Origin of the sequence: Micromonospora sp. NBC_00389, from assembly GCF_036059255.1 — a bacterium.
In the GTDB taxonomy this organism is placed as follows: Bacteria; Actinomycetota; Actinomycetes; order Mycobacteriales; family Micromonosporaceae; genus Micromonospora.
On record NZ_CP107947.1, the window covers coordinates 5,467,584 to 5,493,118 of the forward strand.

25 protein-coding genes and 2 pseudogenes are annotated in these 25,535 nt (G+C 73.5%); 6 read left to right on the top strand and 21 right to left on the bottom strand.

Features of this window, described 5'->3' with window-relative positions:
• The first annotated feature begins 1 nt into the window (after position 1).
• The 4 genes and pseudogenes from OG470_RS25805 (at position 2) to OG470_RS25820 (ending at position 3,392) form a co-directional block, all read left to right on the top strand.
• Positions 2-985, top strand: coding sequence for a carbohydrate ABC transporter permease (locus tag OG470_RS25805; RefSeq protein WP_328416243.1), 984 nt, complete (start codon positions 2-4; stop codon positions 983-985).
• Positions 985-1,883: pseudogene (locus tag OG470_RS25810) on the top strand (carbohydrate ABC transporter permease). Before OG470_RS25805 ends, OG470_RS25810 begins: the two are co-directional and overlap by 1 nt.
• Positions 1,867-2,496 (top strand): hypothetical protein, encoded by a 630-nt coding sequence (locus OG470_RS25815; RefSeq protein WP_328416245.1) that lies wholly within the window; start codon positions 1,867-1,869, stop codon positions 2,494-2,496. The pseudogene OG470_RS25810 and the gene OG470_RS25815 overlap by 17 nt, the downstream one beginning before the upstream one ends.
• Positions 2,493-3,392 carry a PmoA family protein gene (locus tag OG470_RS25820; RefSeq protein WP_328416247.1) on the top strand — a complete coding sequence of 300 codons (900 nt, stop codon included), beginning with the start codon at positions 2,493-2,495 and terminating at the stop codon, positions 3,390-3,392. The genes OG470_RS25815 and OG470_RS25820 overlap by 4 nt, the downstream gene beginning before the upstream one ends.
• Before the next feature lie 37 nt (positions 3,393-3,429).
• On the opposite strand, the gene OG470_RS25825 is transcribed toward OG470_RS25820, so the two are convergent.
• From OG470_RS25825 to OG470_RS25915, 19 genes are all read right to left on the bottom strand, one after another.
• Positions 3,430-5,667 carry a hypothetical protein gene (locus OG470_RS25825; RefSeq protein WP_328416249.1) on the bottom strand — a complete coding sequence of 746 codons (2,238 nt, stop codon included), beginning with the start codon at positions 5,665-5,667 and terminating at the stop codon, positions 3,430-3,432.
• A 50-nt stretch (positions 5,668-5,717) separates the two neighbouring features.
• Positions 5,718-6,473 carry a hypothetical protein gene (locus OG470_RS25830; protein WP_328416250.1) on the bottom strand — a complete coding sequence of 252 codons (756 nt, stop codon included), beginning with the start codon at positions 6,471-6,473 and terminating at the stop codon, positions 5,718-5,720.
• A 19-nt stretch (positions 6,474-6,492) separates the two neighbouring features.
• The gene (locus OG470_RS25835) at positions 6,493-6,954 is read right to left on the bottom strand and encodes a hypothetical protein (protein ID WP_328416252.1); all 462 of its coding nucleotides are present in this window, start codon (positions 6,952-6,954) and stop codon (positions 6,493-6,495) included.
• Positions 6,951-7,880, bottom strand: a complete 930-nt coding sequence (locus OG470_RS25840; protein ID WP_328416254.1) for a hypothetical protein — start codon at positions 7,878-7,880, stop codon at positions 6,951-6,953. Before OG470_RS25840 ends, OG470_RS25835 begins: the two co-directional genes overlap by 4 nt.
• The gene (locus OG470_RS25845) at positions 7,877-8,392 is read right to left on the bottom strand and encodes a phage tail protein (RefSeq protein ID WP_328416256.1); all 516 of its coding nucleotides are present in this window, start codon (positions 8,390-8,392) and stop codon (positions 7,877-7,879) included. The genes OG470_RS25840 and OG470_RS25845 overlap by 4 nt, the downstream gene beginning before the upstream one ends.
• A complete protein-coding gene (locus OG470_RS25850) occupies positions 8,373-11,066 on the bottom strand; it encodes a putative baseplate assembly protein (protein ID WP_328416258.1) in 2,694 nt (897 codons plus the stop codon). Before OG470_RS25850 ends, OG470_RS25845 begins: the two co-directional genes overlap by 20 nt.
• Entirely contained in the window at positions 11,063-11,497 is a 435-nt protein-coding gene (locus tag OG470_RS25855; protein WP_328416260.1) for a GPW/gp25 family protein, read from the bottom strand. Before OG470_RS25855 ends, OG470_RS25850 begins: the two co-directional genes overlap by 4 nt.
• Positions 11,494-11,832, bottom strand: coding sequence for a hypothetical protein (locus OG470_RS25860; RefSeq protein WP_328416262.1), 339 nt, complete (start codon positions 11,830-11,832; stop codon positions 11,494-11,496). The genes OG470_RS25855 and OG470_RS25860 overlap by 4 nt, the downstream gene beginning before the upstream one ends.
• Complete coding sequence (locus OG470_RS25865) at positions 11,832-13,442, bottom strand: contractile injection system protein, VgrG/Pvc8 family (RefSeq protein WP_328416264.1); 1,611 nt, start codon at positions 13,440-13,442, stop codon at positions 11,832-11,834. The genes OG470_RS25860 and OG470_RS25865 overlap by 1 nt, the downstream gene beginning before the upstream one ends.
• Complete coding sequence (locus tag OG470_RS25870) at positions 13,439-14,386, bottom strand: CIS tube protein (RefSeq protein ID WP_328416266.1); 948 nt, start codon at positions 14,384-14,386, stop codon at positions 13,439-13,441. The genes OG470_RS25865 and OG470_RS25870 overlap by 4 nt, the downstream gene beginning before the upstream one ends.
• On the bottom strand, positions 14,386-14,631 hold the full coding sequence (locus OG470_RS25875; RefSeq protein ID WP_328416268.1) for a hypothetical protein: 246 nt from the start codon (positions 14,629-14,631) through the stop codon (positions 14,386-14,388). Before OG470_RS25875 ends, OG470_RS25870 begins: the two co-directional genes overlap by 1 nt.
• Positions 14,632-16,213: 1,582 nt before the next feature.
• Positions 16,214-16,696 (bottom strand): phage tail protein, encoded by a 483-nt coding sequence (locus OG470_RS25880; RefSeq protein ID WP_328416270.1) that lies wholly within the window; start codon positions 16,694-16,696, stop codon positions 16,214-16,216.
• Between the two features lies 1 nt (position 16,697).
• Positions 16,698-17,945, bottom strand: a complete 1,248-nt coding sequence (locus tag OG470_RS25885) for a phage tail sheath family protein (protein ID WP_328416271.1) — start codon at positions 17,943-17,945, stop codon at positions 16,698-16,700.
• A 23-nt stretch (positions 17,946-17,968) separates the two neighbouring features.
• Positions 17,969-18,667 carry a carboxypeptidase-like regulatory domain-containing protein gene (locus OG470_RS25890; protein ID WP_328416273.1) on the bottom strand — a complete coding sequence of 233 codons (699 nt, stop codon included), beginning with the start codon at positions 18,665-18,667 and terminating at the stop codon, positions 17,969-17,971.
• On the bottom strand, positions 18,664-19,272 hold the full coding sequence (locus OG470_RS25895; RefSeq protein ID WP_328416275.1) for a glycine zipper family protein: 609 nt from the start codon (positions 19,270-19,272) through the stop codon (positions 18,664-18,666). The genes OG470_RS25890 and OG470_RS25895 overlap by 4 nt, the downstream gene beginning before the upstream one ends.
• 11 nt (positions 19,273-19,283) lie before the next feature.
• On the bottom strand, positions 19,284-19,628 hold the full coding sequence (locus OG470_RS25900) for a hypothetical protein (protein ID WP_328416277.1): 345 nt from the start codon (positions 19,626-19,628) through the stop codon (positions 19,284-19,286).
• A gap of 150 nt (positions 19,629-19,778) precedes the next feature.
• Positions 19,779-20,474, bottom strand: coding sequence for an LppM family (lipo)protein (locus tag OG470_RS25905; protein WP_328416279.1), 696 nt, complete (start codon positions 20,472-20,474; stop codon positions 19,779-19,781).
• Between the two features lie 240 nt (positions 20,475-20,714).
• Positions 20,715-21,446 (bottom strand): hypothetical protein, encoded by a 732-nt coding sequence (locus tag OG470_RS25910; RefSeq protein WP_328416281.1) that lies wholly within the window; start codon positions 21,444-21,446, stop codon positions 20,715-20,717.
• Positions 21,428-22,006, bottom strand: a complete 579-nt coding sequence (locus OG470_RS25915; protein WP_328416283.1) for a hypothetical protein — start codon at positions 22,004-22,006, stop codon at positions 21,428-21,430. Before OG470_RS25915 ends, OG470_RS25910 begins: the two co-directional genes overlap by 19 nt.
• 83 nt (positions 22,007-22,089) lie before the next feature.
• On the opposite strand from OG470_RS25915, the gene OG470_RS25920 reads away from it, so the two are divergent.
• Positions 22,090-22,512 (top strand): NUDIX domain-containing protein, encoded by a 423-nt coding sequence (locus OG470_RS25920; RefSeq protein WP_328416285.1) that lies wholly within the window; start codon positions 22,090-22,092, stop codon positions 22,510-22,512.
• A 5-nt stretch (positions 22,513-22,517) separates the two neighbouring features.
• On the opposite strand, the pseudogene OG470_RS25925 reads toward OG470_RS25920, so the two are convergent.
• Positions 22,518-23,457: pseudogene (locus OG470_RS25925) on the bottom strand (AraC family transcriptional regulator).
• A gap of 78 nt (positions 23,458-23,535) precedes the next feature.
• On the opposite strand from OG470_RS25925, the gene OG470_RS25930 reads away from it, so the two are divergent.
• Complete coding sequence (locus OG470_RS25930; RefSeq protein WP_328416287.1) at positions 23,536-24,660, top strand: FUSC family protein; 1,125 nt, start codon at positions 23,536-23,538, stop codon at positions 24,658-24,660.
• 62 nt (positions 24,661-24,722) lie between these two features.
• Here OG470_RS25930 and OG470_RS25935 read toward each other — a convergent pair whose 3' ends face one another.
• A complete protein-coding gene (locus tag OG470_RS25935; protein ID WP_328416288.1) occupies positions 24,723-25,430 on the bottom strand; it encodes an alpha/beta hydrolase in 708 nt (235 codons plus the stop codon).
• Positions 25,431-25,535: the final 105 nt, after the last annotated feature.

The window sequence follows — 25,535 nt, forward strand, 5'->3', positions numbered from 1 at the left end:
CGTGGCGTTGACCACGGCACCCGACCCGACCCGACCTGGCCCCGGATCCGTCCGGGCCCACGCCGACCGGCGCGGGCCCGGACGCCTCCGGCACAGCGAAGGTCTGGCGGGGTACGTCTTCCTGTCGCCGTGGCTCATCGGTCTGATGGGTGTCACGGCGATCCCCATGCTGTTGTCGCTCTACCTGAGCTTCACCGACTACGACATCCTCACCCCCTTCTCCGAGGTGCAGTGGGTGGGGCTGGCCAACTACGAGCGGATGTTCACCGCCGACCCGTCGTACTGGCACTCGGTGCGCGTCACCCTGACCTTCGCGCTGGTCGCCGTGCCGCTGAAGTTGGCCGCGGCACTCGGCGTGGCGCTGCTGCTCAACCGCGCCTGGCGCGGGGTCGGGTTGTTCCGCGGGCTGTTCTACCTGCCGTCGCTGCTCGGCGGCAGCGTCGCGCTGGCCATCGTCTGGGTCAACATGTTCAACCGCGACGGCGCGTTCAACTCGCTGCTGAGCCTCTTCGGCATCCAGGGCAAGCCGTGGGTCAACGACCCGGACTGGGCCCTGGAGACGCTGATGGTGCTGGCCATCTGGCAGTTCGGCGCACCGATGGTGATCTTCCTGGCCGGCCTGAAGCAGGTGCCCACCGAGCTGTACGAGGCCGCGTCGGTCGACGGTGCCGGGCGCTTCCGCCAGTTCCGCAACGTCACCCTGCCGATGCTCTCCCCGATCATCTTCTTCAACCTGGTGCTGGAGACGATCAACGGCTTCCAGGGCTTCACCGCCGCGTTCGTGCTCAGCAACGGCACCGGCGGTCCGGTCGACTCCACCCTGATGTACACGCTGAACCTCTACATCACCGGCTTCACCGACCTCGAGATGGGCTACGCGTCGGCCATGGCCTGGGTGTTCCTGCTCGCCATCGCGGTGATCACCGCGATCTTCTTCAGCACCGGGCGGTTCTGGGTGCACTACTCCGACGGGGAGGACCGGTGATGGTGGCGGTGACCCCGACGGCCAGCGTACCGACCGGGCCGGCGCCGACAGGGCGTCGGCGCACCGGCGGACGGTCGGCACTGCGACTGCTGATCCTGGTGGCGATCGTCGCCGTGGTGCTCTACCCGCTGATCTGGATGCTGGGCACCTCGGTGAAGTCCCAGGAGGAGATCGTCAACAACGTCGGGCTGCTGCCGGAGCGGTTCCCCCGGGCAACTACACCGCCGGGTGGTCCAACTTCGACGTCAGCTTCGGCCGGTTCTTCCTCAACAGCACGATCGTCAGCCTCCTCACCGTCGTCGGCAACGGGCTCTCCTGCCTGCTGGCCGCGTACGCCTTCGCCCGGCTGCGGTTCCGCCTGCGGGGCATGTGGTTCGCCGTCATGATCGGCACGCTGCTGCTGCCCCAACACGTGCTGATCGTGCCGCAGTACATCCTGTTCCGGACCCTCGGACTGGTCGGCGGGGACTGGCCCTACCTCCCGCTGCTCATCCCGCAGTTCCTGGCCACCGAGGCGTTCTTCGTCTTCCTGATGGTGCAGTTCATGCGGGGCGTCCCACGCGAGCTGGACGAGGCGGCCCGGATCGACGGCGCCGGCCCGTTCGGCATCTTCCGGCACATCATCCTGCCGCTGAGCCGACCCGCGCTGGTCACCACGGCGATCTTCTCGTTCATCTGGACCTGGAACGACTTCTTCCGGCAGCTGGTCTTCCTGTCCCAACTGGAGGACTACACCGTGCCGGTCGCGTTGACCCTGTTCATCGACTCGACCAGCCAGAGCGCGGTCGGGCCGATGTTCGCCATGTCGGTGCTGTCGCTGCTGCCGGTCTTCCTGTTCTTCGTCGCGTTCCAGCGGATGCTCGTCGAGGGGATCAACACCAGTGGTATCAAGGGCTGAGCCGCAGGACACCGGCGTTCGGCGGGACTGGCGCGACGTCGCCCGGGACGCGGCCGACCTGGCGCTGCTCGGCATCCTGCTGGTGCTGGCGGCGGCACCGCTGGTCACCGCCGCTGCAGCGGTCGGCACGGCCAGCGCGGCGGTGCACGACTGGACCCGTACCGGCAGTTGGCCGCCGGCGCGGGCCACCGTGGGTCGGTTCGGTCGCTCGGTGCTGCCCGGCGTGCCGGTCAGCCTGCTGGCGGTCGCCGTGGCCGGGCTGCTCGCCGCCGACCTGGCGGCCCTGGCCACCGGCCGGGTGCCGGGCGGCCCGCCCGCGCTGCTGCTGACCGCGCTGGTCACGGCCGGCCTGGCCGGGTGGGCCGGGCTGGTCGTCGTCGAGGTGGGCGGGAACGGGGGCGGGCGGTGGCGGGCGGCGGCCCGGTCCGCCGCCCGCGCCTGCCTCGACCAGCCCGCCCGCTGGGCCGCCCTCAGCGGGGTGACCGCGCTGGCCGGGCTGCTCGGCGTCCTGGTCACGCCGGTGGCGGTGCCGATCCTCGCCGGCTACACGGTGGCCGCCCTGTACGCCGTCGCCGGTCGCCGGTCGCTCCCTGCCCACCCGGAGCTGCCATGACCACCGAGCGTCCGTCCGGCCACAGCGCCACCGACCCCGGCCCAGCCACCACGACCGAGGAGCCGGCACGGCTGCTGGTCAACGGGACGGAGGTGGCCCGGTACGTGCTCGACCCGGAGCTGGACGTGCGGCACGGTCCCCGGCCGTACCTGCACCCGGTACGCACCCTGGGCGGCACGGTCGTCACCGACGCCCTGCCCGCCGACCACGTGTGGCACCTCGGCGCCTCCCTCGCCGTGCAGGACGTGAACGGCGCCAACCTCTGGGGCGGACGCACCTACGTCCGCGACGTCGGATACACCTGGCGCGACGACCACGGGGTCATCGCGCACGCCGGTCACGTCGAGCGGGCCTCGGACCGGTACGCGCACGACCTCCAGTGGCGTGACCGTGCCGGCCGGACGCTGCTGACCGAGCGGCGTCGGCTCGCCGCGTCGGCGGTGGCACCGGACGCCTGGCGGCTCGACCTGGACTCCGCCCTCACCGCCCCGGGCGATCGGGAGGTGCGCCTGGGCAGCCCGGCCACCAACGGTCGGCCTGGTGGGGCCGGCTACGGCGGGTTCTTCTGGCGGGCCGCCGCCGACGGCGACCCGGCGGTGTTCACCGCCGACGCCGAAGGGGAGGAGGCGGTCAACGGCAGTGCGGCGCCGTGGCTCGCGCTGACCGGCGTCGGGCCGGGCGGCGGGGCGTACACCCTGGTCTTCGCCGGTCTCGGGCGCGGCGACCGGTGGTTCGTGCGGACCGCGATGTACCCGGGGGTCTGCGTGGCGTTCGCGTTCGACCGGCCGGCCGTGGTCGTGGCCGGCGAGACCCGGCACGGCCGGTACCGGGTGTGGGTGGCCGACGGGACGCTCGACCGGAACCGGGCTGCGGCCCTGGTCGGGGCGGTGCCCTGAGGCCGATGTGCACGCCCGGGGCGCTGACGCCGAGTGGTCAGCGGGAGCGATCGGTCAGCTCGCGGACCGCCGCCTGATACGCGGCCTGGGTGTGGTAGGGCCAGTGCCGCTCGAGCGGGGGCGGCACGGTATCCGCCGGGTCGATGGTCAGGCTGCGGGGATCGCGGAGCCGGAGGTCGACGTCGTCTGCTGCCGGGTCGGCGCAGGACGGCGGTGCGTCCGAGGCCCCGGGGAAGATCGGCCCGCTGATCGGATCGGTGTCTCGCCACAGGTTCCGCCACCGCCACCCGATCCGCTCGCCCAGGTCGCAGAGCGTCTGCGGCCCCAGGTACGCCGGATAGAGCCGGGCGTAGGTGCGGCGTAGCGGCGAGCCGTAGGTCAGCAGCGAGACCCGGGACAGCACGGACGGCGGTAGTTGCAGGATGGTGGCGGCGGCGAGGACCGAGCCGTGACTGTGCCCGGAGAGGATCACCGGCCCGCGCGCGGCGAGCCCGGTGACCCGTTTCGCCAACTCCGGAACGGTGCGGGCGGCGTAGCTGGGCGGCGCGAACGGGTGGACCGTGCGGGGCCAGAAGGTGCCGAGGTCCCACAGCACCGCTACCACCCGGCGGGTCTGGGAAGACCGGTACGCGCGGAAACCGAGGACCATGAGGCAGATCACCAGCAGGCTGATCACCCACACACCCGCGTCGGTGACGTAGGCGGCGACCACCGCCGGCGCGCCACCGTGTCCGCCGAGCCGGGCCGCGAGCTGGGTGGGACCGATCCCGATCAGGTCCAGGGCGACGGTGACCAGCCCGAGCGACGCGATCACCAGGAACGCGATGAGTACCGGTCCCAGCTCCTCGGTGAACCGGGACCGGGCGATGGTCTCCCGGACCAGGCGTAGCCGGTTCTGCTCCTGCGCCGGCGCGTTCGGGTAGTCCCGCTCCACGACGCGTGCCGCCAGCCGGCGTCGTCGCTGCCGGCTCAGCAGGAGCGTGGCCGAGGCAGCCGCCGCGCCTACCAGCAGCGCGGTGAGCCCGGCGAGTGCGGCCCACCAGTAGGCGACCGGCGGCTCCAGCGGGCCGAGGCTCGACGCGTTGGGCCGGATCGGATCGGGAATGTCGCCGTGGTCGAGGGCGTCGGCGGTCCGGTAGACCAGGGTGGCGGTGAAGGCGGCACCGACGCTCACCGCCGACGCCGCCATGATCGGGGTGCCGAGCCCGCGCAGGAAGTGGCGGGCGTGGGCGCCGGCAGTGCGCTGGCGGGCGTACGTCACGACGGTGAGCACGACGAGCAGGACGCCCTGGGCCGCGACCACGCCAGCTGCCGCGCCCTCGTACCCGGGCAGCTTGCCGGACCCGGACGGTGCCGCGCCCGCGAGGGCGGCAGAGCCGAGGCACAGCACACTCACCCCCGCGGTGGCCGTCCACACCGATCGCAGTAACCGCCGGGTTCGCGCGGTGGTGGCGGGCACGGGCAGGCAGAGCAGGACCACGCAGAACACGAGCAGCCCGACGGCCGCCACGAACTGCACGATGTGCCCGGATACGCCGACGCCGCCGGGCGAGATGCCCGCCAGCAGGCTGACGTTCAGTGTGCCGACGCCGAGCGCCACGTGGACCTGGCGCAGCCAACCGATCGTCCGCTCGTCGTGCCAGAAACCGGCGTCTTTGAGGCCCTCGGTCTGACCGGGGGCGGGCGGCTGCGCGGACGACGGGCCGAAGCCCTCGAACGCCCGCGCGGACCGGACGCCGATCGCCCAGACGACCCGCAGCGCGAGCAGTGGGACGAGCGCGAGCAGAGCCAGCCGGGGGCCGGACGGCAGCGTGTAGAGCCAGGCCAGGTAGGGGCGGCTGGCCCGGCACCCGGGGTAGGGCACGCACTGCCAGCCGATCAGATCCAGCGTGACGCCCACGATCGCCAGCACGAAGGTGGCGGTGAGGGTGCCGGCGAGCAGCCGGCAGAGCACGCCGAGCAACCCCCACCGGTCCTGCCCCGGCGGCCGCAGCCAGATGGCCAGGTTGCCCAGCATGAAGGGCAGCAGCAACAGCATCGAGGCCGACCGGACCGCGGCGCCGGCGGTCAGGGATCCCCAGTGGTACGCCTCGACGGTGACTCCGGGGGTGGCCCCACCGGCGACGCCGCTCCCCGGACGGGGTCGGAAGAAGCCCGCGTGGGTGTCCCCGGCGACCCGGACCACGATCGGGTGATCGAGGATCCGTTCCGCGGTCACCCCGGAGACGCCGTGCACGCGCAGCTCCACTGCGTCGCACGCCGGCGTCCCGTCCACGCCGCCAGGATCACAGACGATCCACCGGGGCGGTGCCGATCGCCGAAACGTCAACGGGTGGGCAGCGTGGCGGTCACCCGGACGGCCTTGACGATCGCCGGGATCGAACCGATCAGCAGCACCAGCCCCCAGATGATGGCGATCACCGCGAAGACCAGCGCCGCCACGTCGTCGACGATGCTGACCAGGATCACCGGCACCAGGTTGTGCAGGAACTCCAGCACGACCGTGCACAGCAGGGTGGTGAGGATCAGCAGCACGAGGCCCTTGTTCTGCAGGAAGCGCGGTTGGGCCAGCACCAGCAGCCCGGCCCAGACCAGCTTGAGCAGCAGTACCAGCCCGAGCAGCACCGCCGCCTCGCCGACCGGGAAGAACCCCCACAGGGCCAGATAGGCCAGCGTGCCGAACGGAACGGCCAGGAACAACGACACCATGATCATCAGTTCCACGAACGCCACGATCAGCGCGATCAGCCCGACGATGATCAGGATGATCGAGAAGATCAGGCTGGCGACGCCCTGCACCCGGCCCTGGATCCGTTCGGGCAGCAGCAGGCCCAGGCAGAACAGCCCGGTGCTCCAGACCGCCACCGCGTCGATCAACGCCAGGTAGCCGGTGCCCCGGCCGGACGGCTCGCTGACCCCGGACACGTCGTCGAGCTCCACGTCGAGGTCGCCGGCACTGTCGACCAGTGCCGTGCCGGCGTCAGCGCCGCCGAGCAGCAGCCCGGCGCCCAACTCCACCCCGATCGCCAGGACGACGGCGAGCATCGCCAGCAGCAGGAACGGCTTGCGCAGGTCACCCACGGCGGCACCGCCTTCTCGGTCAGGACGTGGCCACGGTGACCGTGCAGCCACCGAGACCGGGACAGGTCACCGCCACCTCGGTCGCTTGGTCGACGGCGACCTTCGCCACCGCGCCCGTGCCGTCCGCCGCCGGCTCGACCTCGTCGCGGATGGTGAGCTCGGCGTCGCCGGGCGCCGGCGCGACGACCGTGAACCGTGCCCCGCTGCGCAGCACCAGGGTGCGCAGCCCGCCCGGGTCGGCGACCCGCAGCACGCAGCTACCGGAGAAGACCAGCACGCCGGTCTCGTCGGCGCAGTCGGCGCTGACCGTGGCCGGGTCGACGGCCGAGCGCTCGCCGCCCAGCGCGCCCAACCGCTCGACCAGCCCGTGCCGGGCCCCCGGATCACCCTGGTCGTCGCGGCCCGCGCCGACCGCGACCACGAACAGCGCCACCAGCAGGACGGCGAGCAGCCCCAGCAGCGCTTTCTGCCGGCCACTCATCGCGCGACGGCCTGCGCCACGAGCTCGGTGAACCGGATCTCGTCAACGCCCGCGAAGTAGCGGTTGGTGCCCTGCGTCTTGCCCACCACCAGCAGGGTGACCCGGTGCGGACCCTTGGTCAGCCGAACCGTGCCGACGTCCAGGAACTCCGTCTTCTGCACCGTCGGGGTGAAGCCGAGGAACGCCCCGCCGACCTGGTTGCCGTCGATGGCGAACACGGTGTTGGCGTAGTCGAGCGAGGTGGTGCGCACGGCGGCGAAGCGCCACGTGCCGTCGGCCGGGATCTGCACCGTCACGGTGACCTGGTCGCCGATGGCCAGCCCCTGGAAGAACAGCTGCTTGTCCCCGGACCAGGTCACCCCGCAGCAGTTGGGTTGCGCCACCACGACCGCCCCGCTGGTCCGCGGTGACTCCACCACGGCGGCGTCCACGAGGCTCTCCGCCTCAAGGGTGACCACCCGTGGCTCGCCGGGGTCCGGATCGCCGCCGCGGGTCAGCAGCACCACCCCCACGGTCACCACCACCAGCACCAGCGCCGCTGCGGCGGCGATCCACGGCCACGGGGTACGCCGTGGCGGGGCGACCGCCCGTACCTCGTAGGTGACCCGGCCGCTGGAGCGGGAGCTCTCCTCCGGCGCGGTGTTCGCCGAGTACGCGAACCCGGTCATGTCGTAGCGCCGGGGCGGGGTGCCGGCCGGCACGGCGAGCTTGACCAGGAACGAGACCGAGCCCTGCCCGGGCACGACCCGCTGCGGCTCGGTGACGGTGAACCAGGCCCGCTGGGAGCCGTCGCCGGGCGCCACGTCGAACACCACCGTGTCCGGCGCGTTGCCCGGGTTGGAGACGGTGAAGGTCAACTCGCCGCTGTTGCGCGGGTCGAGGGTGAACTGTTCGGCGGCGGCGACGACCGCCCACTCGGTGGTCATGACGACTCCTCTGCGACGACGATCTCGACGGTGGTCGAGGCGGGCTTCTCCGCCTCGACGATTCGGGTGATCACGGCGAGCTGGCCGGCGGCGGCCGCCGGTACCCGCACCACGACGTGAAACGGCTGCTCGGCCGGTTCGTCCAAGGCGAAACCACTCAACCCGGTAGCCACCTCGAGAGCTCTTCGCATCCCGTACGGGGTGCCACGCCAACGAGCCAGCAGCGCCCCGTTGGCCACCAGGTCGCGCAGCCGGCCCACCGGCAACGGCAGCGGCGCGTCCGGGCGGGGCGAGGCCACGACGTGGTCCATCGCCACCCAGCGGGTCAGCTGGGCGACCAGCCCGTCCGGCGCCCGGTACGGGTCGAACAGGGCGTCCACCTCGGCGAGGATGGCCTCGTCCGGGGCGTGCAGCTCCTCCATGACCTTCAGCAGCGCCCAGAGCACGCTGCCCGGCACGCAGGCCCGCTGGTAGGCGGCGGGCAGCAGCCGTTCAATCGCCGAGCGTCGCATCCTGCCGCACCACCTCGATGTTGTGCTCGCCGGAGCAGAGCAGCCAGGTGTCCGGGACGGTCACCACGTCGGCGGTGGCCTGGTTGGCGGTGGCGGTCCAGTCCACCGCGCTGGCGCTGCGGTACACCCCGCGCTCGCCGCCGGCCAGGATCAGCCGCTCCACCGCCTGGCCACCGGCGCCGGTGGTGGCGCTGCCGCTCACGGCGATCGCGTCCACCGGTACGAACCGGGTCCGGTCGCGCAGCGGCAGCCCGCAGTTGACCATCACCGGTTGCCACTGCGGCTGCGCGGCCAGGGTGTCCAGTCGCAGCACTCCGCCGCTCTGCGTGGCCGCCACCGCCAGCGGGCCGGCGAACGCGAGGTCCCGGCAGGTGCCGCCGATCCAGCCGCCCTGCACGGTCTGCCACTGCACGTCGGACTCGAACAACCGGGTGCGGTGGCAGCCCTGGCCGGGCTTCTTCGGATCCGGCTCACCGGCACCGCTCCACAGCAGCGTGGCCGGGCCGTCGTACTGCACCGCCAGCACCCGGTTGTCCACGTTGGAGAGACCGACGTGGGCGAAGCTGCCCGGCCGGCCGCCGGCGGTCGACAGGTACACCCCGAAGCCCGCCTGCGCGGCCACCGCGACGCCGGGCGCACCCCGCTCGGAGACGAACGCGCGCACCGCGTAGAACCCCCGGTCGGCGTCGGACGGGTCGACCAGGATCTGCAACGGCACCGCGCCGGGCAGCAGCGACACCTCGTACAGGCCGGTGTCGGTGGCCACCAGCAGCGCGCCCGCGCCGTCCCGGTCCAGCCAGGCCACGTCGGAGATCCGCGAATCCAGGTCGGTCAGCAGCGACCAGGTCTCGCCCAGGTCGGTGCTCAGGTGCACCCGGGACCCGCCGGAGGCGCGCAGCGTCACCACGGCCACCGAGCCGGGACGTGGCACGATGCCCGGCCGTACCGGCGCAGGCGCGGGCGCCACCCGCAGCACCGTCTCGCCGTCGAACCGGCCCGCCGGCTCCCAGCCCGCGCCGGCGTTGCTGGAGCGGAACAGCACCGCGCCCCGCCCGGCGTACCAGGTGCGAGGTTGGTACTGGTCGACGGCGAGGGCGCGCACCTCGGCGTCGGGCGCCTCGTCGACCACGAACCGGACCGACTCGACGTAGCGCACGCCCGGCTCGGCGTGCTCCAGCAGCCGGTACACGTTGGACGCACGCAGCGGCTCGCCGAACGGCCAGCCGGTCGGGTTGAGCGCGGTGGGCAGCGGGCTCAGCGTCTGGTGCAGCCGGTCGTGGATCCGCCGGCGGACCGCGTCCACGTCCTCCTCCCGCCGGACCACCACCCGGGCCTGCACCGAGACCGCCTTGAACCGGGCCCAGGTCGCCCGGGACCGGATGCCGACCATCCGGCGCTGTTCCAGGTCCGCCTCCACCCGGCGCCGCGCCTCGGGCACCTCGTGCTCGCGCAGCACCGCCACCGGCAACCGGCCACCCGGGCGGGCCGTCGACGGCACGTACGGCACCAGCACCACCTCGACCTCGCCCGGCCGGGCGAAGCTGTACACCGCGGCGCGGGTGAACGCGCGGGCCCGCGCCACCGCGCCGGAGCTGGTGGCCAGCACCTCGAAGTCCCGGGCGGTGACCGCGCGCTGCTGGGCAAAGAACTCGTACGGGCCGCGCAGCAGCACCGACTCCAGCGCCTCCATCTCGCGCCCGCCGGCCGCTGGCGCGGGGTTGTCCACCCGTACGCCGGGCAGCGGGTCGCGCAGGTTGGTCAGGGTGCCCGCGGCCACGTTGCCGGTCGGCCCGCCGCCGGCCCGGTACCAGAGCCGCACCTGCCGCCCTGCCGGCGGCACCGCCGCCACGGTCACCGGCAACCGCGCCAGATCACTTGCCGCGAGATCCGCGGGCGGGGCCGGATCGGTCGGCGTGGGCTCGCCGGGGGTGTCGGGGTGGGCCGGCCCGGCGGGCGGCCGCAGGTCGAGGGCGGGAGCGAAGGTGACCGTGCCCGAGCAGCGGTCCACCAGGTACACCTTGGCCTGCGGGCCGAGCCCGGCGAAGCTGTCCACCGGCCGCCAGATCTCGAAGGTGCGGCCGTCGTGCTCGCGGGCCGCCGCGCCCAGCTCCACCGTGCCGGCCGGCACCTCGACCCCGAGCAGCAGGTCCAGCGCCTCGGCGGTGTGCGCCAGCGGGGCGTGGGCCGCCCGCAGCACCTGGCCCGGCTGGCCGGTGCCGGTGCCGAGCAGCTCCGCCTCGACCGGCTCGCAGTGGTGCATCCGCACGGTCACCGACGCCTCGCCGGCGGGCAGCAGCGCCGGCTCGGTGGTGACGAACACGACCGGGCGGGGATCGGCGCCGCGGGCCGCCGCGACCCGCAGGCCGGCCGGGATCCGCACGCTGCCCCGGTCGGTGCCGCTGCGGGTGAACCGGACGTCCGCCCACGCCGCGGTGGGCGCGTGCCGGGCCACCCCGAGCAGGTTCAGGAACGAGACGTACGCCTTTTCCGGCAGCTGGTTCAGCCGGTAGATCATCACCTCGGTGAGGTGCGCGAACGCCTCCACCAGTGCCATGCCCGGGTCGTGCGCCGACAGGTCGGTCCAGGCCGGGCAGGACTGCCGGATCCGTTCCCGGGCCTCGGTGACCAGGTCGAGGAACGCGCGGTCGTCCAGGTGCGGCACGGGCAGCGTCATGACGGTCCCTCCTGCGCCGGTTCGTCGATCGGGAGCAGGTCCACAGAGAAGACCAACTGCCCGGGCGTCAGGCTGGCCCGGACCCGGTAGTCCAGCCGGATCACCAGCCGCCACGCGTCGTCCGGATCCGGCCCGGCGTCCACGTCGATCACCTCGACCCGGGGCTCCCAGCGGGCGATGGCCTGCCGGACGTAGTGGATGGCCAGCCCGGCGGTGGTGTCGTCGTTGGGCGCGAAGATCAGCCGGTGCAGCCGGGAGCCGTACCCGGGCCGCATCAGCCGCTCGCCCGGCGTGGTCGACAACAGCAGGAACAGCGCCTGGCGTACGCTCTCGTCGTCCTCGGTCATGGCCAGGCCGCCGGCCGCGGTGAGCGCCAACCCACCGGACCGGCCGGCGTCGAAGCCTGCGCCGACGAAGCGGAACGCCCTCACCGGTCCGCCCCCAGGAATCGCTGGCGCGGGTCGCGCACCGTGTGGTGGACCGCGTTGGGCGGCGTGCCGTTGGTGAACCCCTCCAGGTTGTCCAGCACCACCCGGTGCCCGTCGACCCGCAGCCATTCGCTGTAGCCGACGCGCAACGTTTCCGTCGTGGTGCACGGCTTGATGGTCGGTCCGTAGTTCGGGCAGGCGATGATCTTCCGTCCCTCCGGGTCGTCGTCCACCAGCACCGGCACGCCGGTGACGGTCACCCACCGCTGCGACGGCCGGTTCTCGACCCGGCCGTCGTGGTCGCAGGTGATCACCGAGTCGCGGTGGATCCAGCGCATCAGCCGCCTCCTTCGTGGTGTGCGCGGGCGAGCGCACGCGCTTGCTCGGCCGCGGTGGTCGGGTCCTCGGTCGACTCGGCGTGCAGGAAGTCCACGCTGCGGGCACGGACCACCATGGCCCGGCCGGGCGCGGAGATCACCAGGTCGGTCGCCGCGTGCAGGGTGGCCAGGTCGGGGGTGAGCTCCAGCCAACTACCACCCTCGGTGGCCAGCCGCAGGCTGCGCTGGACGTCGTCGACCACGATCGACTGCCCGCCGGCGGTGCGCAGTGTCCAGCGGCGGGCCCGGCCGTCGTCGATGCCCGCGTCGTACGGCTCGACGGCGCCGAAGAGCGAGCCGAGCACGATGCCCGAGGCCGGTTCGCCGCCGGGCAGCACCACCAGCACGGTGTCGTCCGGATCGGGGAGAGCCACCAGCCCCTTGCCGCGCCCCGCGCCCGGGCAGAGCACGGCGAGCCAACCGACGTCCAGGTCCCCGTACGCCGGCAGGGTCAACCGGACCCGGCCCAGCCCGTCCGGGTCGGTGACGTCGGTGACGGTGCCGAGGGTGACCACCGCGCCGGCCGCTCCACCCGTTGCGCCGGCTCCGGTTGGCGGGGCTGCCGGTGGCACGGTGGAGAACCGGGTCAGGTGGCCGCTGCCGTCCACGGTGTGCACCACCTCGGTCAGCACGTACGCCCCGGCGACCTGGTCCGGTACGCCGCTCAGGTCGATCCGCCGGCCGGGTCGCAGCGCCGGATCGCCCTCGGCCACCCCCTCGGCGGTCACCAGCGCGGCGGCCCGGGTGTCCAGCCGGGCCTGGGCCAGCGCCGCCAGCTCGTCGTCGCTGCGGCCGGGCTGGTCGACCGCTGTGCGTACCCCGTCGGCGCCCACGTCGGCCGGGTCCGGCCGGTCGCCCGCCGGCCGACCGCAGCGCGCCTCGTCGGCCTGCTGGCTGATCGGTTCGGCCCGCTGCGGGTGCCAGCCCAACGCGGCGCTCGCGCCGCTGGCCTGGTCCAGGTTGGTGGCGAGCCGCAGGGTGTGCACGTTCGCGCCGAGGGCCAGCTTCACCGGTTCGCCGTGCCCGGCGAGGGTGATCAGACGTACCCCGTCGCCGTCGGCGGCCAGGTGCAGCCCGGCCCGGCCGGTCACCTCGCGCAGCAGCTCCAGATCACTGTGCCGGTGCTGGAGCAGCCGCTCCAGCCGCGGCCCGTCGGTCTCCGCCGTCACCGTCAGCCCGACCTCGCCACACAGCTCCCGGGCCAGCTCGGCGGCGGTCACCGAGGTGAAGACCCGCAGCCCCTGTCGCTTGCGCAGCCGGTGCAACGCGTCGTACGCCCGCAGCCGCAGCACCGCGGCGCCGTCCGCGGCGTACTCGACCTCCACGCAGGTCACCTCACCGGTGAACAGCGCGTCGGGATGATCGGCGAGCCGCAGGTCGAGCGCCGTGCCGGGGCGTACCGGGGGGTCGAACGCGCCGCCCCCGGCGGTCGTGGCGAGCATCAGCTCTGCCTGGGTGGGTTGGTCGAGCCGGGCGGCCACCCGCAGTGAGCGGACCCGCTGCCGGGCCGCGCCGGCCAGCTCGACGCCATCGAGGAGGACGGTCAGCGCCCGGGGCGCGACGCTGGTCACGGCGCACCGCCCGGGGTGGTGCCGCCGGGGTTGGTGCTGCCTGGGTTGCCGCCGGTCGGTGTTGGGGTGGTCCTCGTTCCGGTCGCCGCACCCCAGGCCGCCGGGGCGGTGGCAATCGAGGCGCCCACGAACGACGCGCCAGCACCGACCGCGCCGGCCACCGCCCGGGCGACCCCGGCCACCGCACCAGCCAGCGTCGACCCGCTGCCCGCCATCCCGCCGGCCGGGGTGGCACCGGCCGGCGGAACGGCCAGTGTGGTGCCGGCCGGCACCGCCAGCGGATCGGTGATCCGGTTGTGCTCGGCCAGCAACCGCCAGCGCAGCGGCGAGCCGAGCGCGTCGTTGGCCAGCAGATCGAAGCGCACCCCGGAGCGCCCCGGCTCGGCGGCGCCGTCACCGGCGGCGACCACCGCACTGCCCGGGGCGGCGGTCGGGGTGTTCGCCGCAGCCAGCTCCTCGGCGAAGCCGGCCTCCGCCTGGTCGGCCGTCTCGGCCGCCCGGACCAGCTTCAGTCGCAGCCAGGAGCGCCGTGGCGAGCCGGTGCCGGTGAACGCGTCGAACCGCTCCGCCACCGCGATGATCACGCCGGGCACGTTCCAGGTCTTGCCCCAGACCAGCCGGACCAGCGGCGGCCGCAGCCACCCGTGCTCGACGGTGGAGTTCTCCGCCAACATCCACAGCGGACGGGTGAGCACCCGTACGTCGCTCGGGCGGACCTGCGCCTCCACGAAGTCGACGTCGAAGAGCAGGTCGAGCACCAGCTCGGTCCGGCCGCCACCGGTGAAGACCAGCGGGTCGTCCGCCAGCCCGGCCCCGGTGAGCTGCCCACCGGCGGCACCCCGATGGCGTACCCCGGCGAGCCGGGTCACCTGCACGGTCTCCGGGTTGAGCAGGCAGTCCACCCGCTCCCCGGAGGAGTCGATGAGGAAGGCGACGCGTTCCATCAGTCGCCCGCCTGTTCCCGATCCAAGCGGCTCAGCTGTGCCGCGTCCAGCGCCTCACCGGGCACTGTCCACAGCGGCCGGTCGTCCGGCAGCGCCGGCCACAGGCCGCTGGCCACCGCCGACCATCCACCGCTGGTCAGGTCCGGCCCCGATCCACCCGGCTCCGCCTCGCCGGCCCGTTGTCCGGGCGACGCCGGCTCGTCCGGCAGGGCCGGCCAGGGACCGCGGCCAGCGGCGCGGGCCACGCCGATCGGGCCGGCGCCCGTCGCAGGCCCCGTACCCGCCGGACCCGTCCACCCGGCTGGCCCGTCGCCCTCGCCCCGCCCGCGCGGCACGCCACCCGCCGCCGAGACCCCGCCCAGCCGCCCGCCGCCAACCCCGAATCCTCTCGGGTCACCGCCAGCCCCGAACCCGCTACGCCCGATCCCGAACCCGTCCTTGTCCGCTTCGAGCCCACCCGGTCTCGCCGAGAACCCGCCTCCGCCCGCCGAGAACCGTCCTCTGTCCCACTCATCCGAGGCTCCCTCAAACCCGGCGGGAGATATTGGAGGGAACGTGCCCCCAGGGGGCCCGGAATCTTCCAAGAACCGGCGCGACTCCCGCGAACCGCGCGCGGGGGTGGGTTGGGGAGTGGTCAAGGCCATTCTGGGGTGCTCGGTCCGGCGGTCGGCGGGGCCGGTGCCTGGGGGCGAGCCGAGTGTGCCGGGGACCGCCGGGCGGATCATCGGCCGGGATGGCCCAATGGCTTCCCTCTCCCGTCCAGACGCCGCTGACCTGTCGTCGGCCATCCCGCCAACCACGCCGGACGCGCCAAGCTGCGCCGCTCCACCCCGTCCCGACGACGCACCCGATCCGGCCGACGTAGTCGACCCCGCCGGTGCACCAGGCCCAGCCGCAGTGTCGAACCCGCGACGGACGCGCAGTCGGGCCGGCAGCGTCCCATCGAGCTTCGGTCCATTCGCCGCGCCGAACGCCATCCCCGCGCCGAACAGTCCGGCGGTGCCAGAAGTACCCGCCGCATCGGAGGCGCCGAACGAGCTGCCCCTGCCGAACGTGTCGGCGGCACCGAACGAACCGGCGGTGCCATGCCCAGATCCGCCGAGTCCACCACCTTTGTCGGACGGGTCGTCGGAAGGCTCGGACCCGCCACCCGCCCGCCATCTGCCCGATCCTCCGAACCGGTTGGCAGCACAGGGCACTCCGAACCGCCCGGCCAGACCGGGTCCGTCCGCCGCGCCGTGCCCTCCGGATCCGTCCGCCGCGCCGGGCTCTCCGACGCCGCCAGCGTCGCGCCTGCCGAATTCACCAGCGGCGGCAGGGCCGTCGGTACCGGCAGACCCGCCGAACGCGCCGCCAGGGACACCGAGCCCGCCGGCAGCGTCGTACCCCTCGAACCCACCCGTATCGGGGATCCCGGTCGGCCCCCCGAACCCATTCCGCGGGTCGGCAGTGGACCGGTGACCAGGCTCGTCCGGTCCCTGGCCGACTGTGGTCGTCCGACCACCGAGGCCCCGGTCCGCTGGTCCGGCACCGTCCTCGCGGCCGGGCCAGCCGTAGCGCCCGTCGCCGGTGTCCGTGTCGGCAGCGTCGGTCGAGGCCCGACCGCCCGGAGGTACGTCGAGGTCCAGGTCCTGCAGCAGACCGGGGGCGTGCGCGGCGACCAGGTCCAGCCAGTGCTGCGGTGGCTCCCCGAAGCGGCGCGGCGCTGCCGTGCGTACCTCCGACGGCCGGCGCACCGAGCGCTGCCCGGTCGCGACGCTGGGCTCGACCCGTCCGGCGAGGCGTTGCACGGCCCCGGCCGCCGAGCGCAGCCGGCCGGCCAGCCAGCTACGCGGGAGTCGGCGCGGTGGCACCGCCGGTCTCCAACTCCAGGCCCTCGTAGCGCAGCGTCAGCGACGCGATGGCGATCTCGTGACTGAGCGTGTTGAGGTGTGCCCCGCGCCAGCGGGTGGGCCAGGCGCCGATCAGGTTCCAGCGCAGCATTTCGGCGGTGCCCACGGAGTCCAGCAGCACCACGGAGACGTTGCGGCGGTTGAGCGTGCCCTGGGCGGTGGCGTTCACCCAGTCCCACAGCTCCCGGGACGCGGTGAGCCCGAAGTGCAGCGTCACCGGCTCGTACTCCGCCTGGCCGGGCACCATCCGCATCCGGCCCAGGCCGTGCTCCCGGTACGGCTGCCCGGGGATGTTCACCTCCAGCCCACTCATCTCGGTGAAGTGGCCGTTGGTGACGCCGTTGATGAGCAGCCTGAAGTTGTACGCCCGGTACGGGTCGACCGGGGCGCCCGGTTGCGGGGTGGCTGTGGTGGGCATGTCAGCCTCCGATCGTCTCGGTCTCGGTGCCGCCGGCCCACTGGCTCAGCTTGAACACCACGAACTCGGCGGGCTTGACGACGGCGATGCCGATGTGGGCGATCACCATGCCGGCGTCACGGACCTCCGACGGGTTGGTCTCCTCGTCGCACTTGACGAAGAAGGCCTCCTCCGGGCTTCGCCCGAGCAGCGCGCCGTCGCGCCACACCCGGGTGAGGAACGCCCCGATGTCACGCCGGATCGAGCGCCAGAGGGTGAAGTCGTTGGGCTCGAAGACCATCCACCGGGTGCCGTTGGCGATGGCCTGCTCGATGGCGATGCTGAGCCGGCGCACGTTGAGGTAGCGCCACTCGCTGGCCTCGGCGGCGAGCGTACGGGCGCCCCAGACGCGGATGCCCTCGCCGGCGAAGTAGCGGATCACGTTGACGCCCTTGGGGTTGAGCACGTCGTGTTCCGGTCGGGTGACCAGGTAGCCCAGGTCGACGGCGCCGCGTACCGGCTCGTTGGCCGGTGCCTTGTGCACGCCGCGCAGGGCGTCGGTGCGGGCCCAGATGCCGGCCAGGTGCCCGCTCGGCGGGGTGAGTTCCAGCTCCCCGCTGATCGGGTCGCGTACGCGTAGCCATGGGTAGTAGAAGGCGCCGAACTCGGACTGCCGGGGCCGGTACGCCGCCCCGTCGTGACCGCCCGAGCCACCGGGACCGCCCGAGCCGCCGGAACCGCTGGCCGCGCCCTCGGCGGGCTTGGGGGGCTTGCCGGAGGACGGCGTGGCGACCCGGGTCAACGCCGAGATGTCGTCGATGTCCGGCGCTGGGTCGCAGATCGCCACCATGGTGCGGGTCCGCTCGGCCATGCTCAGCAGCGCCTCGTGGGCCACCACGTCGTGGAAGCCGGGCGCGGCGATGATGGAGATCTCATCGACCGCTTCCAGTAGTTGCAGGCCACCGCGCCGCTGCCCGGTGCCGGTGATCGCGCCGCCTTCGCCGACGTTGACCACCCAGCAGCGCGCGCCGCCGTTGTCCAGGAAGCCGAAGACCGCCCGCGCCAGCGCGGTGCTCTCCGCCTGCTCGCCGCCGGCGAAGAGCCGGAGGAATTCGGTCCAGTTGTTGACCGGCACCGCCTTGCCCAGTTGGGCGGAGCGGTCCGGGGCGACGCCGACGAACGCGGCGATGCTGGTGCTCTGCGGCCCGATCGGTCGGGCGCCATCGGGGACCTCCTCGACGTAGATGCCGGGGGAGAAGTAGCTGGGCATCGGTCCTCCTGTGCGGGTGGGCGTCAGTGGGTCGGTGGCGCGCAGACGATGACGATCTCGGGTTCGGCGGGGTCGACCTCGGCGGTGAGCACGAGCCCTCGTCCGGTCAGCCGGAGTCGGACCGGGCCCGGTTGCTCGGGGTCGTGCGGGACTCCGACGATCAGGAACCGGCCGTCGGGGTCGGTGCGGGTGGCGGACGCCGTGCCGGGCAGTTCGACCCGCATGGCGGCCAGTGGTTGGTCCTCGGGGCCGACCACCCGGCCGGCGAGCGTGCGCAGCTCCAACTGCCGCAGCCGCAGCGGTTGCAGGACCGGCGGCGCGGCCGGGGTCGGGTGGTCCACCTGCGCCGGCACGTCGATCAGCAGCGCCGGGCGGGGTGCGCTGCCGAACGCCGTCCACAGCGTGGCGTCGCCGGCCTCCAGCACCACCGGATAGCTGCCGTCGCTGGTGGCGGCGGTGAGCACCCGGTCCAGGCCGGGCAGCCCGGCCGGCCCGGCCGCGCAGAGCAGGTAGCGGATCGTGAACCGGTACGGCTCGCGGACCGCGCCGCTGGAGCGGGTCTGCCGGGCCGGGCGCAGCTCCATCGGCCAGAGGGTGAGCCCGGCGGCATCGCCGTCGGTGCGGGGCGGGCCGATCGGGACGGGTCCCCCCGCCGCGCTGGCCAGCCAGGCGGTCAGCTCGGCGGTGGCCGTCTCGATCGGTCCGCGCCCGTGGTTGGTCATCGCGGCGGCGTCCCCTGGATCCGGTAGGCGATGGCCTCGTTCCAGACGTGGGGGTAGACGCCGATCTCGAAGTAGCGGGTGAACCGGTTGATCGGCGCGTTGGTGTGGTCGTGGTAGAGCAGCCACACCGGCGCGATGGTGAACAGCACGTAGTTCGCCAGCACCAGCGGGATGTAGAGCGGGCCGAGCAGGCGGCCCTGGAAGATGTGCACGTCCTCGTGCCGCTGGATGCCGGAGCTGGAGCCGGCGCAGACGGTGCCGATGGTGGTGGCGTAGCGGGGCGAGACCCCCTCCACCACGCTGACCCGGCCGCTGCCCTGCGAGGTGGGCCGGTCCAGCGAGTGCCCGAAGAGCAGGTGCACGGCCAGGTAGATGGCCCCGACGAACGTGTTCAGCAGACTCCACGTGTGGTCGACGACGAAGAGGAGGATGCCGCGGGCGTCCGATCCGTACACCCCGGCGGAGGCCACCGCCCAGCCGAAGACCGCGCCGACCAGCAGGCCCACGACGGCGCCGATCAGCAGCCCGATCGGGCCGCCGGCCAGGAGGCCGAACAGGGCGCCGAAGCCGACCTGGACTGCCGCGCTGATGATTCCGAAGATCATGATGTCACTCCTCAGACCCAGGAGCGGAGGATGCGGGGCTCGCGGCCTTGCGCGAGCTGGGTCGGCGACGCCTGGGTCGCCTGCCGGTTGCCGGGCGGAATCTGGTTGACGCCGAGCGCGGCGGAGAAGATGACCAGGGCGTTGAAGAACGCGATGATCCACTTCTCGCCGCCGGCGTTGTCGGCGAACGCCGCGGTCACGTAGGACAGCAGCAGTGCGATGCCGATGGCGATCCACTTGCGGGCCTTGTCGCCGCTGGGGCCGATCAGCCCGCCGATGACGTTGGTGGCCAGTAGGGTGGCGGCGCTCGCGCCGGCGAGGCTGCCCAGGGCGGCCCAGGTGAAGAGATCGTTCACGGCGATCCCCCTTTTCTGCGATGGTGCGACCGGGATGAGGTGGTGGTGAGGTGAGGTCCGGTGCTCCCGGGTGGGAGCACCGGAGCCGGTCGCCGTCGTCGCGGGGCGGCCGGAGCCGGGCGTGGCCGGCGGGGCCGGCCACCGGATGGATCAGCCGGGCCCGGGCGCGCCGGCGGGCGGGCCCGGCGAGGTCGGGCCGGGGGCCGCCGGCGCCGTCGGGCGACGGCGACGCAGCAGGAGTACGCCCACCGCGGCGAGCAGCAGCAGGAGGAGCAGCCCGCCGACGATCAGCAGCCAGGGGAACCCGCCTCCGTCGGCGGCGGCGACCGGCGAGGCCGACGGTCGCGGCGGTGCCTCGGCGACGGCCCGCAGTTCGGTCGGCTTGTCCTGGTTGGAGTCCACCTTCCAGCTGACCGACCGGCCGTTGACGGTGCCATTGGTGTCGATCACCCGGCCGGGAAATGTCACCGAGATCTCGAATGACATCAACTTGAGAAATGCCTGCTGCTGCTGCGGATTCTGTTGGGCTATTGTTCCGCCGTATTTGGCCGGGTCGAGCGGCAACGTGAAGCGGTAGAAATCGCCGTCCCGCACCAGTTTGACGCTCTCGGTGTCGAAGCCCGCGAGCGGCGCCTTGCGGTAATTGATCTGGGTGCCGAAGAGTTTGTCGTCCTGGTAGCCGGTCTCCTCGCCGGGCGGCAGCGCGGGAATGTTCTGTCGCAGCTCCGCGAACGCCGCCGGGATGTTCTTGTTTCGGGAGCTGAGCAGGGATTTCTGGGCGGTCAGCAGGAGCTGCCCGTCGACCGTGTCGTCGGCGTTGACGGTGAGCCCCATGTTGAGCTGCATGCAGCCGCTCAAAACGGCGAGAAGGAGGAGACACACCGCGACGCGGAGTGCCTTACCGCGGTTGACTCTCCTGTTCATGGGCTCAGTGTGTGTGATCGCTATCACCACGAGCAGTCAGCGATCAGTCAGAACGCAGTCGCCGATCTTACCGGTGTGCTGTCACGTTCGGATGAGGCCGCCGGCAACACAAATGGCTACTCTGGAGTTTTGGGCCCAGTGCAGTTCTTCTGCGCCTCGGCGTCACATCTGGCCGCGGAGGCTGTTGATGATTTTTTCCCCCGTCGCCCGGTCGTCGGGCCGGTTGGTCAGCCACGCCGCCACGTAGAGGGTCTGTGCCGGGGAACCCGGTCCCAGCACGCCGGCCGGGGCCGTCCAGACGTGCTCCATCAGCAGGTGCAGAGTCCGGCGACCCATCCAATCGGGCTTCGTCAGGACGTCGGCGAGCCAGGTGCTGTCGTCAACTGCCCGTACAGGTCGGTCCACGAACGGCGGCCTCAGCCGGGTCCTGGCATCGGGGCCGCACGGCGGCGGGCACGGTGCCAGCAACACGCGCAGGAAGCTCTCCTGGCCGGTGGTGTCGTCGGACCCCGCGGAGCATTCCCACTCGGCTGTCGACGCGGTGCCGACGCCCGGAAGACTGAACGCCAGGCATCGCCACTCGGTGTCCCGGGGCACCAGCACCGTCATCGGTAGCCCCGGCTCGCCGAAGGGAGTCGCCTCGCCCGCGGCGAACTGCGCGCCAGCGACCGAACCGGCGGGAGACGGCAGCGGCCGCGGCGTCGACGGTGGATAGTGGGGTGCCGCCGGCAACGGGGGCATCGAGACCGGCGCGACCGCCCGGTCCACGGAGGCGGCCTGGGCGCGCCCCAGGGGCGCAGCGACGACATTTCCCAGCGCGTAGCCTCCCAGGGATAGGGCGACGACGACGAGCACCAGCACGACGTCCGACTCGGTCAGCACCTTGCGTGGCATCGCGCGGCCACCTCCTGCACCAGATTCCGTACCGCCTCGAACATGGCGTCCCGCGACGCGTACGCCGTGTCCAGCTCTGCGGTGATCGTCACCGTGCCGATCCGAGCGCGGACGATCGTCGACTGCCGCCCGTCGTCGTGCGTGTCGCCGTACTCGTAGGACTCGTCACCGATTCGGACTGGCGTCGGATGTGTCCGGCAGCGGGTGCAACTCCACAGGTGCACCTCGTCGCGGGCCCGTTGCACCGCGGATTCGCCCTCCCGGCGGGTCGATCGGAGATAACCGAACCAGAGCACCACATCGGCCCGGTCCTCGCCCACACCTACCCGGCCGGACGCGACGCACAAGACGTACCCGCGGTTGCCGTGCTCGACCGTCGGCTGCGACGCCGCAGGCACCATCCGGGCGATCGTCTCGGAGCGGGCGAGACCGCAGACGTCGACGGAAGGGGGTCGGCTCGGCACATCGGCGGTCGACGCCTGCCAGCCGAAGAGGCCCAGCCCGACGGTGCCGCCGACGATCAGCGCGTTCCGCAGCCGGTGACCGATCCGCCACTGCATACCTTCGGAGGGTAGAACGCCTCCGGCCTCAGGCCACCGCTCCCGCGCCTACCCGACAGGGCGGTCCGGCTTAGGCTGGTCGGGTGATAGTGGTCGCGTGCGTGCTGCTGGTGGATCCCGACGGGCAGGTGCTGCTGCAACTGCGCGACGGCAACGCCACCTTCCACCCGAACGTGTGGGGGTTGCCCGGCGGCCACGCCGAGGCGGGGGAGATTCCGGAGCAGACCGCCGAGCGGGAGCTGTGGGAGGAGACCGGCCTGCGCGCCGACGGCCCGCTGCGCCCATTCACCGTGCAGTCGCTGCCCGAGCTGGGCCGGGCGAAGCACTACTTCACCGGCAGCACCCGGGCCCGGCAGGAGGACGTGGTGCTCGGTGAGGGCGTCGCGATGCTCTTCGTGCCTGGCGACCGGGTGCTCGACGGCCGCCCCTTCACACCCGGCACCGTCGAGGTGCTGACCCGGTTCCTCGCCTCACCCGAGTACGCCGACGCCAGCACCACCGGCTGAACGGGTCAGTCGGCCGAGGCGCCGATCCGGTGCTGGCTCGGGGTGATGCCGCGAACCCGGCGGAACGCGGTGCTCAGCGCGTACGGGCTGGCGTAGCCGACCCGGCGGGCCACCGCGCCCAGTGTGGCGTCCGGCTCGCGCAGCAGGTCAGCCGCGAGTGCCAGCCGCCATCCGGTCAGGTACGCCATCGGCGGCTCGCCGACCAGTTCGGTGAAGCGGCGGGCCAGCACCGCCCGCGAGACGCCCACCTCGGCGGCGAGCGCGGCGACCGTCCACGGTCGAGCCGGGTCGTTCTGCACCAGCCGCAGCGCCGGGCCGACCACCGGATCGCCGGCCGCCCGATACCAGCCGAGCGCCGCGTCCGGGCGGCCGAACCAGGTGCGCAGCGCGCCGATGAGCAGCAGGTCCAGCAGCCGGTCCAGCACGGCCGCCTGGCCGGGCGCGTCCCGGGTCACCTCCTGGGCGAGCAGCGGGACCAGCGGGCTGCGCCACTCCTCGGCGGGCACCACCAGCAGCGGCGGCAGCGCGGTGAGCAGCCGTCGGCTCACCTCGCCGGCAGGGTTGTACGTGCCGGTCAGCAGCACCGTCGACCCGTGCGGGCCGGTGCCCCAGGTGCGTACCCCCAGTGCCATGGACTCGGCCAGCGGCTCGCCGCGCAGGGTGGTGCAGCGCTGACCCGGGTGGATGACCACCTGCGGCGGGGTGGCCGGGTCGTCCGCGACGAGGTAGCCGTCCGGCCCGCGCAGCACCGCCACGTCGCCGGGGCGCAGCGGCGCGGCGGGGGCGTCGTCCGGCACCAGCCAGGCGGTGCCGCGAACCAGGGCCACCACGGTCAGCGGCGCCCGGTCCTCGATCCGCAGCGCTTACGGCGGGTCCAGCACCGAGCGGAGCAGGAAGGGCGCCCCGGGCGCGGGGACCGTCGAGCAGCCCGGTGAGCGGGTCCATCGCGCGATGGTAGACGATCGCGAGGGTCGCTCCGGGTGTGGAGTGGTGCGGCCTGATGACCGGTGGGGGAGGTGGGGGATGGCGCGGTTCAGCGGCCTGCGGGTGGCCGGCGAACGGCTGCGGCACGGGTGGCGGCCGGTGCTGGAGGCGACCCTCGCGGCGACCGTGGCCTGGCTGCTGGCCACTCGGCTGCTCGGGCACCCGCAGCCCTTCTTCGCCCCGGCCGCGGCGCTGATCGTCCTCGGTCAGGCCCGGGGGCAGCGAATCCGGCGTGCCGTCGAGGTCGTCCTCGGGGTGGCTGCCGGGGTGCTGGTCGCGGACCTGGTGGTGCAGGCGCTGGGTCCGGGCAGCACCTGGACCGTGTTCACCGTCATCCTGCTCACGGTCCTGCTCGCGGTGGCCTTCGGCGCCAGCGGCGTGACCCTGGTGCAGGCCGCGGTCTCCGCGCTCTACCTGGTGGTGGTCGCGCCGCCGGACGGGTCGCTGGTGCCGTTCCGCTTCGTCGACGCGCTGATCGGCGGCGTGGTCGCGCTCGCGGTCAGCCTGCTGGTCGACGCCCGGCGTCCGCTGGCCCCGCTGGTCGCCGAGGTGCGGCGCACGTTCGACGAGTTGGCCGGGCTGCTGGGCGGGATCGCCGACGCGCTGGACCGCCGGGACGAGGCCGGCGCGGTCGCCGCGTTGGCCCAGGCCCGTGGCATGGACGTCCGGGTCGACGGGCTGCGCGACGGGGTGCTGGCGGCCGGCGAGGCGCTGCGGCTCAACGTGCGTCGGCACCGGCACATCGGCCGTCTGCGATCGGTGGACGAGTCGATCCGGCAGATCGACTACGTGGTACGCAACGTACGGGTGCTCGCCCGTGCCGGGGTGACGCTCAGCCGGCTGCCGTCCCCGGCGCCGCCCGAACTGGGTGCCGCGCTGCGGTCGCTGGCCGAGGCGGTCGGGGAGGCCGGCTCGGCGCTCGCCGCCGACCTGGACGGGCAGGACGAGGCCGCCGACCGGCACGCCATCCGGGCGGACGAGTTGGCGCTGGCCGCCGTACACACCGCCGGGCAGCTCTTCGGGTCGGCCCAGACCCTCCCGCTTGCCATGATCATCGGCCAGGTCCGGGCCACGGCCATCGACCTGCTGCGCGGCCTCGGCCCCGACGACGACGCCACCGTCCTCACCCGCGTCGACGAAGCCCTCGGCCTCCCCGCGATCTGACCACCACCTCCTCGCCCCGACGACGCCCTCGGCCCGCGCGGTGACGTGTGTCCCGGGGGCGGTCAGGGTGGGGTGGTCAGCCAGTCGGTGGCGGACTGGCGAACGGGGGTGGAGACCTCGTGGCCGCCGGGGAACTCCTCGTAGGTGACGTCGTAGCCGAGGCTGTGCAGGTGCGGGACGAGCCGCCGGCTGCACAGGTCGATCGGCAGGACCCGGTCGTCCACCCCGTGTGAAACGAAGATCCGCGGCCGGCCGTGCGTCACCGGCGGCGCGGCGAAGCCGGGGGAGAAGGCCAGCACCGCGTCGACGAGGTCGCCGTTGGCCAGGCCCAGCGAGAGCGCGTACGAGGCGCCGTCGGAGAAGCCGCCGAGCGTCACCTCACGCACCGGATAGCCGTCGAAGACGGTGGCCAGCAGCCCGTCGATGCGCCGCACGTCCACCCCGAAGCCGCCGGCGATCAGGTCCCAGCTGCTCGCCGACGCCTGCGGGGCCACCAGCAGCAGGTGATGCGCGTCCGCGACCGGCAGCAGCAGGTCCAGGCCCTGCCGCGCGGAGCCGCCCGCCCCGTGCAGCAGCACCACCAACCGGTACGCGGTGCCGTCGGTGGCCGGCTCCGGGGCGTACGCCATCGCCAGCGGCCCACCGTGGGCGTCGGTCATCGGCATCAGCCCGGTGGGCGCCGACGCCACCGGCGGGTGGGCACGGGCGGTCAACCGGCCGTGCCGTTGATCGTCCGCCGGCACGCGGTCCGGCGGCGCGGGTTCGGACACGGGTCACCGCTCCTCGCTGTCGGCAGGGTGTGCGCCGCGGTTACCCGACCCGCCACGGGTTAACCGCCGGCCATCATCGGCAGCCCGGTCAGGAGCTGCCGCGGG